This is a genomic window from Atopomonas hussainii (genome assembly GCF_900109735.1).
Taxonomy (GTDB): Bacteria; Pseudomonadota; Gammaproteobacteria; order Pseudomonadales; family Pseudomonadaceae; genus Atopomonas; species Atopomonas hussainii.
This window is the reverse complement of the sequence record NZ_FOAS01000010.1, coordinates 160,718-173,870: the sequence shown is the minus strand read 5'-3', so window position 1 is coordinate 173,870 and position 13,153 is coordinate 160,718. Positions and strand designations below refer to the sequence as shown.

Sequence of the window (13,153 nt, the reverse complement as noted above, 5' to 3'; positions counted from 1 at the left end):
TAGAACGCCTGAAAGCCAAAGTGCGCGCCAAAGTCGAGCATCCCTTTCACGTGGTTAAAAATCTGTTTCATTACCGCAAAACGCGCTATCGCGGTCTGACGAAAAACACGGCGCAGCTGTTCAGCCTGTTTGGCTTCGCGAATTTGCTGCTATCCAAGCGACATTTGATGCGTGCTCACGGGATAAATCCGTCTTGCTGACGGGAAATGGCCTCTACGGAGGCTGCGCTAACGCCAAAAGGCGCTAGTCATGCGGGGAATCGAGCTGGTTTTCTGATTTTGCGCTGCGAATCGGCACTGGTGCTGGTGTGAGGCTTAATAAATCAGCGTTTCCCTAGCACTGCGGAACAGAAGATAAATCTGCTCCCTTTTATTGCTTGTTGAGCCAAAGTTTGATTGTTCTAAAGACATCACTATTCATGTTATAGAAGAGCTGATCGATCCATTGACGTCGAAAGGGAGTTGAGATGTTGCCGGGTATTCCTTCAAAAAAAGCTAATTTTAAGTGTTTTTCGGCCGAGCGATATTTTGATGTTTTTGTTCTCGGAAAAAAAATGTATGCGCTCTACTCTCATGCTGATATGCCTATTCAAGGTGCGCCCAGCTTTCTGAAGTGTATTGATCTTGAAGGTTTTGAAGGAGACTTTGACTCGCAGCCATGCTGTTATGAGGCGAATGTAACCGGCCTCCGGTCAATATGCCCTGGCAGTAATGTGCTTATGATAAGCGGATGGAAGCCAGAAGTTCTGGCTTTGGATGGATTTTCGTCTATCTATAGCGAAGCGGATCGAAAGATGAACCCTGAATGGGATGATTATGGCTGGGCCTATTACTGGGGAGGCAAGGTTTATCGCGGCAGTGATGTGAGCTCTCTTTATAAAGACATTGATATTATCGACATCAAAGAGCAGCGGGTGTCAAGTTGCTTGCGCTTGGATATAGGTTATTCGAAAGATTGGCAGGGCTCTCTGATATTTGGTGAGCGCCGAAGTGGTAATTTCTTGGTTTATTGTTTGGATAGAGGAATGCCAGTACTGGATGTTTCTCTGGCAAAATATCGTCAAGCGTTTCCTGACAAAAGTATTATAGCATTTATCGAGACTGACTTGGCCTATGTGTTAATTGCTGATCACTTGTTGGTGTTTGACCTTGTGACTGCGGAGTTAGTTCGCGAAGTTAATTATTTCAACTGCCCAGCAATGCAAGCGCATATGCATGCTGAGAGCATGGATGCTAATTGGGCTTGCGCAGGGCGTTTAAGTGTTTGTAATGGGGAGGTTGTGCTATCTCATGCTGGTGTAGGTGGTTATTCTTTGTACTTAGCACCTTTTCGTGATGAGCCCTTTGTATGGCTCTGGTCTACCGGCCGGGGTGTTATCGCTAAAAACCACCCTGGTGATTTGGTCTTTGGGCTCTCTGGTAGCATTCCCATGGCTTGGGATAAACATACTGGCGAGGTGGTGTGGGATACTAAAAAGCCTACAGCCACGAGCAAAATTGCAGTTGGCGATCAGTGGGTGGTCTTTTCACAAACGGCGGAATATATTCAGGGGCATCATTGGAAGAAGCCCTATATTTCACCGCATCGACCAGCAGAAGAATGAAGATATCACCGGCAATCCCATTGCTTAATAAAATGAATGAAATGGGACATATTTATTTTCTCTCTCGACATTAAAGCCCAACAATCACACCAACCTGCACTGCGTATTAAAAAGCAGCTTGCTGCTCCTAATACACTCATAGGTCAGCACATCGCCATTACAGCTCCGCCGCCACCTCATCAGCCCATTTCAGCCACGCCTCTTCACCCAATATGCCACGGCGTAGGGTGAGGTAAGGCAGGCGGTGCTGGGCTTTTTGTGCATCATCTAGGGCTAGATAGAGCTTTTCGATTTCCCGCAGGCTATGCAAGGTTTGCTGGTGGATATCCACATGGCGGGCCAACTCATCGCGCAGGTTGTCTGCCTCGATCAAGGTGCCGCCGTACAGTTTGACCAGCAAGGCGTCGTTGATCTTGTTTGCCGCCGCTGGTTCGCGCAGCCAGCGTTGCAGTTCGGCCATGCCCGAATCGGTGAGGGTATACACCTTGCGGTCGGGCTTATCGCTTTGTGCTTCGACTTGGCAATCCAGCCAGCCTTCTTCGCTTAACCGGCGCAGTTCTAAGTAGACCTGCTGGTGCTTGGCATTCCAGAAATAGCCCAGCGACTGTTTAAAGTGCTGGACGATGTCATAACCACTGCCGGGCTCGGTGGCCAGCAGGGTCAGAATGGCGTGGCGCAGTGACATAACACTTCCTTGATTTAAAACGGGCGCAGTTTACCTAGCGGATGACCGCGCCCCAAACCGTCCTAGTTTTTTAACCGATAGCCGGTGCGGAACATCCAGCTCACCACCGCTAAACAAGCCACTAAAAACACGCCGGTCATGGCAAAGCTCAGCGCTACATTGACGTCGGCCACACCGTAGAAGGTCCAGCGGAAGGCGCTGATCAAATACACCACCGGGTTAAACAGGGTGATGGTTTGCCACAGCTCCGGCAGCATGCTGATGGAGTAAAACGCGCCGCCTAAGAAGGTTAACGGGGTGACGATCAGCGCGGGCACCACTTGCAGCTTCTCCCAACCATCGGCCCACAGGCCGACGATGAAGCCGAACAGGCTAAAGGTGAAAGCGGTTAGCAGCAGGTAAGCAAGCATCCACACCGGGTGGGCAATCTCGAAGTCCACAAACAAGCGCGCGGTGAGCAGAATCACCACGCCGAGAATCACCGACTTGGTCGCCGCTGCGCCGACATAACCGATGACGATTTCCAGCGGCGAAATCGGCGCCGACAGCACTTCATAAATCGTGCCGGCGTAGCGCGGCATATAGATGCCAAACGAAGCGTTGGAGATGCTCTCGGTGAGCAGCGCCAGCATGATCAGGCCCGGCACGATAAAGGCGCCATAACTCACCCCATGCACCTGCGCCATGCTGCTGCCAATCGCCGAGCCAAACACGACGAAATACAGCGAGGTACTGATCACTGGCGTGGCAATGCTTTGCAACAAGGTGCGCCAGGTGCGCGCCAGCTCAAACAGATAAATAGCTCTAATGGCATACAGGTTCATACGCCCTCCTTGAGCAGGCTGACGAAGATGTCTTCCAGCGAGCTTTCTTTGGATTTCAAATCACGCAACTCGATGCCTGCCGCCGCCAGCGCGGTGAGCAAGCGCGGAATGCCGCTGTCTTCATCTTGGCTATCGAACGGGTAACGCAGTCCGTGGCCCTCTTCGATGCGCTCTAAACGGAACGGCACTAGGCTGTCCGGCAATGCGCTGAGCGGTTCTTTAAGGTGCAGAATCAGTTCTTTGCGACCGAGGCGCTGCATCAGCACGGCTTTGTCTTCGACCAAGATCAGCTCGCCCTTGCGGATGATGCCGATGCGGTCGGCCATTTCTTCGGCTTCTTCGATGTAGTGGGTGGTGAGGATTACCGTCACCCCGCGCTCGCGCAGGCGGCGCACCATGGCCCACATATCGCGGCGCAGCTCGACATCCACCCCAGCGGTGGGTTCGTCGAGAAACAACACACGCGGCTCGTGCGACAGCGCTTTGGCGATCATCACGCGGCGCTTCATACCGCCGGACAGCTCGATCAGCTTGGCGTCGCGCTTATCCCACAGCGACAGCTCTTTGAGCAGCTGCTCGATATACGCCGGATTGGGCTTTTTGCCGAACAGGCCGCGGCTAAAACTCACCGTGGCCCATACGGTTTCAAACACATCGTTAACCAGCTCTTGCGGCACTAAGCCGATTAAGCCGCGCGAGGCACGGTAGTCGCGCACGATGTCATGCCCGCCCACCAACACGCGGCCACTGCCGGGGTTAACGATGCCGCACACAATGCTGATCAGGGTGGTTTTGCCCGCGCCGTTGGGGCCGAGCAAGGCAAAAATTTCGCCTTCTTGGATATCCAGACTGATATCGCTTAAGGCGGTATGACCAGAGCTGTAGGTTTTGCCCAGCTGGTCGATATGGATGATGGCAGACACGCGCGGCCCTCAAAGCTGTCTTGAATTAGCGGCAAGCCTAGCACCCTTGGCCGCCGTGCTGATCTACGCTGTGTTAATAGCCACCTTTAATCCAACACAAGGAATGCCCTGCCGGTGAGCAAGGCCAACAACCTGCGACAACAACACAACCTGCAAGCTGGGCTGGCGCGCACCTTGATTGGCTCCATGCTGATCATCATGCCCATTGCCGCACTGGTTTTATGGTTGGGTGATGAGCCGGTGCGCGCCAAGCGCGCTGTGCTGATGTACGCCGTGATGCTGCCGCCACTGTTATTGAGCAGTTATTTGCTAATGCGTTTGCGCGCACGCGGCGCCCTGCTATTGGCGTGGTTAAGCACCTGGCTGATTCTGAGCTTAACCTTGTTTAGCGCCGGCACTGTGTTTGCCACCCCCATGCCGGCACTGGTGATCTTGCCCGTGGCGTTAGCGCTTAGCGGCGAGCGCCTGCTGAGCTGGCTAGGCTATGCCTTAAGCGCATTCAGCATCGCACTGGTGGCCTGGTTAGAGGCGCAGCAGCTGATCCCGCTGAAGGTGCCGACCAGCTTAGGCGGCATCGTACTGGGCTGCTTTATCGCGCTGCTGCTACTGGGCTTGCTGCTACGCAATATGAGCCGCCACGTGATTGGCCTTTATCAAGCCAGCGTGGATAACTCGGCGCGGCTTGAGCGCCTGACCTCGCGCCTCGAGCTGGCCCTTAAGGCGGGGCATATGTGTTATTTCCGCCTTAACCCAGCAGAGCGCAGCGTGGTGCTCAGCCCCAACGCGCAAGCCATGCTGCATAGCACCCACAGTCGTTGCGCACTGGAGCAGTTACCCGGTTTCGATCCACACAATGCCGCACTGCTACTGCAACAGGCTGAGGGCTTAGACGAGGCGGGCTTTAGCGAGCCTATTGAGCTGGAACTTAATGGCCCCGAGCACCACTTGTGGGCACGAGTGTTTTTGATTCGTGAGCACGACAAGCCCGAACTGATCTGCGCGCTGCAAGACATCAGCGCAGAAAAACAGCTAGCGCAAAGCAAAAGCCAGTTCGCCGCTATGGTCAGCCATGAACTGCGCACCCCGCTCACCGCGTTACTGGGCTCGATTCGTCTGTTGCACGGCTTGCACAACGCTCAACTCGACGCCCAAGGCCAGCAGATCGTCGATCTCGCCCTGCGCGGCGGCGAGCGTTTGGCGGCGCTAGTGAATGACATTCTCGACTTTGAAAAACTGCAGTCTGAACGCCTACAGGTGCAACTGAGCCAGCAGTCGATCAATGCGCAAATTCACGCAGCGCTAGAAACCCTGCAACCACTGGCCGTCACCGAACAGGTAAGACTCGGCTTTAATGCGGCCGAAGACTACCAAGTGCTACTTGATAGCGGCCGCACCCAGCAAGTACTGGTCAACTTACTGGCCAATGCCATCCGTTTCAGCCCTGCACACAGCACTGTGCAGATCAGCGTTAGCGCTACGCCCAACGGCTGCCGCATCACCGTGAGCGATCAAGGCCCGGGCATTCCCCTCGACTTTCAGGACAAACTCTTCCAACCCTTTACCCAAGCGCATAACGACGACACGCGGCAAACCAAAAGCACCGGACTGGGCTTAGCCATTAGCCAAAAGCTCATGCACTGCATGGGTGGCGAGCTGAGCTTCTTTAGCAAGCCGGGGCAAGGCGCGCAGTTTTATGCCGATTTTGTCAGTACGGAGCCTGCCAGTGAGGAGCCCTGTAGTGAGCCCGCTTAAGCCCTTTGCCACCTTACCCGCCAGCCTACGTTATGGCCTTGGCGGCCTTTGTTTGGCGCTGGCCTATGTGCTGGCAGGTCGCTTAGGGCTGTTATTGGCGGTGCCACCGGGGTTTGTAACGCCGATCTTCCCTGCCCTAGGCATTGCCGTGGGTGCGGTTATTCTCTGGGGCTACCCTATGCTTTGGGGCGTGCTACTGGGCAGTACTGTGCTCAATCTGAGCTTGGGTATCAGCAGCCTTACCGAGCTGAGCTGGGCTGGCTTGCCGGTAGCGCTGGGCATTGCCCTAGGCTCAACCGCGCAATGCTTGCTGGCCGCGTGGGCCATACGCCGCTGGCTCGGTGCCGACAACCCGCTGCAAGACGAGCGCAGCATTTTTTTATGGCTGCTATTGGCTGGGCCGCTGGCCTGCTTAATCAGCGCTCTGGTTGGCCCCAGCGTGCTGTGGCTGGCGGAGATAATCAGCACTGAGAAATGGCTGTTTTCTGCGTGGACGTGGTGGCTCGGCGACAGCCTTGGGGTGATGCTCGTCGCGCCCGTCATGCTTATGCTGTTCGGCAAACCCGCCCCTTTATGGCGCCCGCGTTTACTCAGCGTGGCGCTGCCGTTGCTCGTCAGCTGCGCGATCATGGTGTTTATCTTTTTGCGCGCCAGCGCCGTGCAACAAGAACGTGTGCAGTTGGAGTTTGAACAACAAGCCAAGTTGCTGTTTAACGCCCTTGAAAGCCGCCTAAATCGCTATGGCACGGTGCTCCATTCCATTGAGCGCTTCTTTACCGCCTCAACCTTTGTATCAGCGCAAGACTTTAGCCAATTCACCGAAGAGATGAACGACGGCTATCCAGGCTTGATTGCCTTAACCTGGAACCCTTTGGTGCAGCACTATGAGCGCGCCGCACTGGAAGAACGCTTACAAAGTATGCAGCCGGGTTTTGCGATTAAAGAGTTCACCCCTGACGGCCGTTTAGCGCTGGCAAGCCCGCGCGCGCAATACGTGGTGCTGGCATACATGAACCCCCTGCAAGGCAATGAGCGCGCCTTGGGCATCGACGTCAGCACTGAGCCAATCCGCAATGCCGCGTTAGAGTACGCCCGCGATAAAGGCAAACTGGCCATGACGGCCCCCATCACTTTGGTCAACAACGCCGAACGCAAGCTTGGCGTCCTGCTGTTTTACCCAGCCTATTGGACGGCCCCAAGCGCCCTCAATGAAGAACAGCGCGGGCTTTATCTACGCGGCTTTGCCGTTGCCGCCATCCAAGTGCAACGCTTAATTGAGGCCACAATCCACAGCTACACCGCCAGCGCCGATAATTTTATGCTGACGGTGAAAGACTCACAGGCCACGCAAAACACCCTGCTCTTTGGCGACGATAACTACCGCGTGCCCGCCTACGCAGAAGACTTACGGCAAGTCGCCACCCTGAACTTTGGCGGCCGCGCCCTGACCTTACAGCTATTACCCAGCGCAAGTTTTTTGCAGCACCAACAAAGCTTGCAGCCTTGGCTATTGCTCACCACAGGTTTGCTGCTGTGTAGTTTATTAGGCGCTTTTTTATTGGCCATTAGCGGCCGCGCGCAGGCAGTTGCCGAGCAAGTGCGCGAACGTACCTTTGAGATCACCTCGGTGCTGAATAACGCCGCCGAAGGCATCATCATCATGAATGCCAGCGGCCAATTCTTGCGCGCCAACCCTGCCGCGCAACAACTGTTGGCACTGGGCGGCAATGCCAGCAAAACCAATCTGCAAGACGTGCTGCGCGAGGTCGTCTCTGTGCCAGAACTGCTCAGCGCGGGGCTTGAAGAGCGGGTGGAATGGCAAATGCGCGACCTGCATCAATGCCCGCTGGATATTGAAGTCAGCCTGAGTAGCTATCTACTGCCCAATGGCCTGCGCTACGTGGCCATGCTGCGCGATATTTCCAGCCGCAAACAAATCGAGCGCATGAAACGCGAGTTTGTCGCCACCGTCAGCCACGAACTACGCACCCCACTGACCTCCATCAAGGGCTCACTCGGCCTACTGGCCGGCGGCGTGGGTGGCGAGCTCAACGAGCAAGCGCTGCAACTGATCAATATCAGTCGCAGCAATGCCGACCGCTTGGTGTCACTGGTCAACGACATTCTCGACATCGAGCGCCTAGAGCTGGGCCACAAGCAGCTAGAGCTCGCAGAGTACTCAGTAGCCGAGCTGCTTAACCAAGCACTGGTGCTGAATGCCGGCTACGCCAGCAGCTACAAGGTGCAACTGCATAGCGACTGCGCCGAGCTAAACGACGCCGTGCGCATCAGTGTGGATGCGCAAGCGCTGCAACAAGTGCTGAGTAACTTGATCTCCAACGCGGTGAAGTTTTCGCCCGAAGGCGACAGCGTGATGATTCGCGGCCGTCTGCACGACAACCGCGTGCATGTAGCGGTGGTCGATCACGGCCCGGGGATTCCTCAAGAATTTCACGGGCGTATTTTCGCCAAATTCGCCCAAGCCGATAGCTCCGACACCCGCCGACGCGGCGGCACGGGGCTGGGTTTAAGCATTAGCAAAGCGCTGATCGAGGCAATGGGCGGCGAAATCGGCTTTACCAGCCGCGAAGGGCAAGGCAGCACCTTCTACTTCGAACTGCCCTTGGCCGAACAGGCATAACCTAAAGGCAGAAAAAAGCCCGAGAGCATTACCCCTCGGGCTTTAGCAGACAGCCTGTTTAATCGGCGAACGACTCAAGCGCAAGGCGTACGGCGCACAGCAACCGAGACATACCTTTTGGTAGGTGAGGTTGCGAGCACCGCACAACGCAGCGATTGAGTTGTGCAGCCATTAAACCAGTGCCGCCTAGTGCCTTCTGCATGAATTCACGCTGCCAGCGATGGATTAGCGCAGAAGGATCACTTCGGTTAACCGCCCAGCCGTTAAGCCGTTTGCGGCTTGCTCTCCGCTTGGCCCTGCTCTGGCTGATAAGCCTCGGCGATCAATTTCTTCACCTTATAGGCCTGCCAACCGAGCATCCGCGCGGTGCACAGCACGCCGCCCATCAAGGCGCCGCCAACCCCAGCAGTCACCACATCCGAGCCGGTTAAATAGAAGTTCTTAATCGGCGTTTGCGGGTGAATCCAGTTCTGCTGGAAGCGCTTCACGGTGTGCTCGATGCCGTAAATCTCGCCTACTTGGTTCCACTGGAACCACTCGGTAGACAGCGGCGTCGACAGCTCGTAGAAGTCCAGCGCTTCACGCAGCTGCGGGTGGTGCTTGTACAGCGCCTCCAGCAGCACTTGGCTGATTTTTTCTTTAAAGGCTTCGTAGTCTTCGCCACGCTTGTTCCATGTGCTGCCCTTCCACTGCTCAAACCACTGCGGGAAGCTCGGCGCGACGATCTCGACGGTGGATTTATTCGGGTAGCGGCGGTTCCAGTCCGGGTCTTTAGCCGACGGGAAGGAGATATAAATCATCGGGAAATCGAGCCCCGGCGAATCCATAAAGCGCTTCACCGACAGGTCGTGATTGAACTCGGGGTACAACCAATAGTTAGTCTTCGGCAGGTTCAAGGCTTTGGCATCACCTTTGAACCCCGCGTAGATGCACACGTGCGAGGCCGAGGGTTTGACCTCTTCTAGGTCACTGAGCAAACCCAACGGCGCGCTGACGGTTTTTGGCAGCAGCTTGTCATAGGTCGGCAGCAAGCCGGCGCAGCTGACGATCTTATCGGCGGTAATCACGTGGCCGTCTTTAACCAACTGCACGCCGTAGGCGCGGTTGTCTTTAACCAGCACCTGCTCAACGCCAGCGTAGGTAAACACATGGCCACCGGCCGCTTCGATCACCGGAATAATGGTTTCAGCGATGCGAATCGAACCGCCCACGGGGTAGTTACCGCCGGTCACGTAGTGCTTAGCCACCATGGCGTGCATCACAAACGCCGCCTGCGCCGGCGGCAAGCCGTAGTCGCCCCACTGCGCGGTGAGCACGCCAATCAGCTGCTCGTTGCGGGTTAGGCCTTCCAGCACTTCGCGGGTGCTTTTAAAAAAGTAATCGGGAAACAGCTTGCGACGCAGCTTGTTGTACAGGGTGCCGATGCTGCGCGGCAGCGCTTGGCCAGCGAAGAACTTGGGGATTTGCGCGCTGACTTCGCTGATCAGCTCGACATAACGGTCGATGGCCGCCGCTTCCTCGGGGAAGTGCTTCTTCATCTCGGCCTTAAACTCTTCACGGCCGGCCATGTAGCGGAATTCCTGATCGCCGATGACGATATGGTCGTAGTGCGCGTCCATCTCGGCCCATTCCAACTGGCCATCGGTGATTACATCAAACACGCGGCGAATCACCGACCACGGCTTATGCACCTCGCCGATGTAGTGCACGCCCACATCCCACTCATAGCCGCCACGCTCGTACACATGGGTGTAACCGCCAGCGGTGTAGTGCTGCTCCAGCACACAGACTTTTTGCCCCAGCTTGGCCAGCAGCGCGGCGGTACACAGGCCACCAACGCCCGAGCCAATGACGATAGCGTCGTAATGAGACAGCGCCTTTTGCGCGCGAAAACGAGTGCCGGTGCGTTTCATAAAAAGTCCCTGTGCTTGTTATGGGTGGACGATGATTTTTAATGCAATTATTTGCATATATAGGCGACACGCACAGGAAATGCAAACGCTATCGGCTAAGCGGCCCTGTTTGACTAGCGCAGACAAAAAAACGGCAAGCCGAGGCTTGCCGAGTGGGAATGCTGCCCGCCGATGCGGCGGCGGGCGGAGCAAACTTAACTAAGGAAGTACGGATTGCAGCGGCGAACAGTGCAGGCACAAGGCGCCCGGCGCACAGAAAACGAGACATACCGTGTTGGTAGGCGAGTTTTCGAGCACCGCGTAACGCCGTGACTTCGCTGTGCAGCCCTTCAAGCCGTGCTTCACTGCCGGATGAGGTGATCAAACGCTGCCAGTGACGCCTTCGCGCCTTCGCCGATGGCGATGACGATTTGCTTGTACGGCACGGTGGTTACGTCACCGGCGGCAAACACGCCGGGGATGTTGGTCGCGCCACGGCTGTCGGTGATGATCTCGCCGCGCGGCGACAGCTCGACCGAGCCCTTCAGCCAATCGCTGTTAGGCAGCAGGCCGATCTGCACGAAGATGCCGTCCAGCGTCACTTCATGGTGCTCGCCACTGATGCGGTCTTGGTAGACCAAGCCGGTGACTTTCTGGCCGTTGCCCTTCACTTCAGTGGTCAGCGCGCTCTTAATCACTGTGACATTCGGCAGGCTGGCCAGCTTGGTTTGCAGCACGGCATCGGCGCGCAGCTTGTCGTCGAACTCGATCAGGGTGACGTGGCTGACGATACCGGCCAAGTCGATAGCCGCCTCAACGCCGGAGTTACCGCCGCCGATCACCGCCACGGGCTTGCCTTTAAACAGCGGGCCGTCGCAATGCGGGCAGTAGGCTACGCCCTTGCCACGGTATTCCTGCTCGCCGGGCACGTTCATTTCGCGCCAGCGCGCGCCGGTGGAAATAATCACCGTCTTGGCTTTTAGCGAAGCGCCGCTCTCGAACTGCACCTCATGCAGGCCGCCTTCAGCCGCGGGCACCAGCTTGGCGGCACGTTGCAGGTTCATGAGGTCCACTTCGTACTGCTTAACGTGTTCTTCCAGTGCGCGGGCCAGTTTCGGGCCTTCGGTTTCTTGCACGGAGATAAAGTTTTCAATCGCCAGGGTGTCCAGCACTTGCCCGCCGAAGCGCTCCGCCGCTACACCGGTGCGAATGCCTTTACGCGCGGCGTACACCGCAGCGGCAGCGCCAGCGGGGCCACCACCGACGACTAGTACGTCGAACGGGGCTTTGTCATTCAGCTTGGCGGCCTCGCGGGCTGCCGCGCCGGTGTCGATTTTGGCGAGGATTTCTTCCACGCCCATGCGGCCCTGAGTGAACAGCTCGCCGTTTAAGTAGATGCTCGGCACCGACATGACTTGGCGGGCTTCAACCTCATCCTGAAACAGCGCGCCATCAATGGCCACGTGACGGATGTTAGGGTTGAGCACGGCCATCAGGTTCAGCGCCTGCACCACGTCAGGGCAGTTCTGGCAGGACAGCGAGAAATAAGTTTCGAAGTTAAATTCACCCTCCACGGCGCGGATCTGTTCGATCACCTCGTCGCTGAGTTTGAAAGGGTGGCCGCCAACTTGCAGCAGCGCCAGCACCAACGAGGTGAACTCGTGGCCCATAGGGATGCCGGCAAAGCGCAGGCTGATGTTGGCGTCGTCGCGGGTTAAGGCGAACGACGGCGTGCGGCTGTCGGTGCCATCGGTGCGCAGGGTGATTTTGTCACTCAGGGCTTCGATGTCGTTGAGCAGGCCCAGCAGTTCTTGCGATTTCGCGCTGTCATCCAGCGAGGCAACAATCGCGAACGGCTGAGTCACCTTGGTCAGGTAGCCCTGCAATTGGGTTTTCAGGTTGGCGTCTAACATGGCGCGAGTCCTCGTGAGAATCTGCTTAATTCGGGGTGGGCCATAAAGGCCCCTTACAAGAAGGGCGCGAATGTGTCGCGCCCTTCTCTCACAGCACAGCGGATCACGCTGCGTTGCTTGGGTGGCTTACAGGCCACGCATCGCGTAATGACTCAGCAAGGCGAGGCCTAATTCGGTCAGTTCGTGCTTGGCCTGTGTGCTCATCGCTTAACCTCGGCTTAGATCTTGCCGACCAGGTCCAGCGACGGAGCCAGGGTCTTCTCACCCTCTTTCCACTTAGCTGGGCACACTTCACCCGGATGGGCAGCGGTGTACTGAGCGGCTTTCAGCTTGCGCAGGGTTTCGCCAACGTCACGAGCGATTTCGTTGGAGTGAATCTCTACGGTCTTGATGGTGCCTTCCGGGTTAACCACGAAGGTGCCACGCAGTGCCAAGCCTTCTTCAGCGATGTGCACGCCGAACGCGTTGGTCAGCTGGTGAGTCGGGTCGCCGATCAGCGGGAACTGTGCCTTGCCAACGGCCGGCGAAGTTTCGTGCCATACCTTGTGCGAGAAGTGGGTGTCGGTAGTGACGATGTACACCTCAGCACCGGCCTTCTGGAACTCGGCGTAGTTGTTGGCCGCGTCTTCGATTTCGGTCGGGCAGTTGAAGGTGAAAGCAGCCGGCATGAAGATCAGCACGGACCACTTGCCCTTGAGGCTTTCTTCGGTAACTTCGATGAACTTGCCGTTGTGGAAAGCGTTAACCTTGAACGGCTGAACTTGGGTGTTAATCAGGTTCATGAATGACTCCTTGTGGGATGAATTAACGTTGGACGAAGGCAAGACTACGCAAGCCCGGCTCATTCGTTAAATCAAATGAACCAATGAATGCCATAGGGATAGCCTATCGAAGCGCTGCAATGATAGCGCCGGCACCGA

The 13,153-nt window shown here is 56.5% G+C and carries 10 protein-coding genes; 4 read left to right on the top strand and 6 right to left on the bottom strand.

Annotated elements, in window-relative coordinates; translation table 11 throughout:
* A partial coding sequence (locus BMX80_RS11555; protein WP_139214100.1) for a transposase occupies nucleotides 1-200 on the top strand: 200 nt, incomplete at its 5' end.
* A gap of 266 nt (nucleotides 201-466) precedes the next feature.
* Nucleotides 467-1,603: a hypothetical protein gene (locus tag BMX80_RS11550; RefSeq protein ID WP_074868612.1), complete on the top strand. Its 1,137-nt coding sequence runs from the start codon at nucleotides 467-469 to the stop codon at nucleotides 1,601-1,603.
* Nucleotides 1,604-1,760: 157 nt separating this feature from the next.
* Here BMX80_RS11550 and BMX80_RS11545 read toward each other — a convergent pair whose 3' ends face one another.
* The 3 genes from BMX80_RS11545 to BMX80_RS11535 form a co-directional block, all read right to left on the bottom strand.
* Nucleotides 1,761-2,288 (bottom strand): PadR family transcriptional regulator, encoded by a 528-nt coding sequence (locus BMX80_RS11545; RefSeq protein ID WP_074868608.1) that lies wholly within the window; start codon nucleotides 2,286-2,288, stop codon nucleotides 1,761-1,763.
* 62 nt (nucleotides 2,289-2,350) lie between these two features.
* On the bottom strand, nucleotides 2,351-3,112 hold the full coding sequence (locus BMX80_RS11540; protein ID WP_074868605.1) for an ABC transporter permease: 762 nt from the start codon (nucleotides 3,110-3,112) through the stop codon (nucleotides 2,351-2,353).
* Nucleotides 3,109-4,035 (bottom strand): ABC transporter ATP-binding protein, encoded by a 927-nt coding sequence (locus tag BMX80_RS11535; RefSeq protein ID WP_074868603.1) that lies wholly within the window; start codon nucleotides 4,033-4,035, stop codon nucleotides 3,109-3,111. The genes BMX80_RS11540 and BMX80_RS11535 overlap by 4 nt, the downstream gene beginning before the upstream one ends.
* A gap of 114 nt (nucleotides 4,036-4,149) precedes the next feature.
* On the opposite strand from BMX80_RS11535, the gene BMX80_RS11530 reads away from it, so the two are divergent.
* Together BMX80_RS11530 and BMX80_RS11525 are read left to right on the top strand one after the other, a co-directional pair.
* Entirely contained in the window at nucleotides 4,150-5,787 is a 1,638-nt protein-coding gene (locus BMX80_RS11530) for a sensor histidine kinase (protein ID WP_074868600.1), read from the top strand.
* Nucleotides 5,774-8,428, top strand: coding sequence for a CHASE domain-containing protein (locus tag BMX80_RS11525; RefSeq protein ID WP_074868597.1), 2,655 nt, complete (start codon nucleotides 5,774-5,776; stop codon nucleotides 8,426-8,428). The genes BMX80_RS11530 and BMX80_RS11525 overlap by 14 nt, the downstream gene beginning before the upstream one ends.
* Before the next feature lie 263 nt (nucleotides 8,429-8,691).
* Here BMX80_RS11525 and BMX80_RS11520 read toward each other — a convergent pair whose 3' ends face one another.
* The 3 genes from BMX80_RS11520 to ahpC form a co-directional block, all read right to left on the bottom strand.
* On the bottom strand, nucleotides 8,692-10,341 hold the full coding sequence (locus tag BMX80_RS11520) for a phytoene desaturase family protein (protein WP_074868592.1): 1,650 nt from the start codon (nucleotides 10,339-10,341) through the stop codon (nucleotides 8,692-8,694).
* Between the two features lie 341 nt (nucleotides 10,342-10,682).
* Complete coding sequence (gene ahpF / locus BMX80_RS11515; RefSeq protein WP_074868589.1) at nucleotides 10,683-12,233, bottom strand: alkyl hydroperoxide reductase subunit F; 1,551 nt, start codon at nucleotides 12,231-12,233, stop codon at nucleotides 10,683-10,685.
* A gap of 218 nt (nucleotides 12,234-12,451) precedes the next feature.
* A complete protein-coding gene (ahpC, locus tag BMX80_RS11510; RefSeq protein ID WP_074868585.1) occupies nucleotides 12,452-13,015 on the bottom strand; it encodes an alkyl hydroperoxide reductase subunit C in 564 nt (187 codons plus the stop codon).
* Nucleotides 13,016-13,153 lie beyond the last annotated feature (138 nt).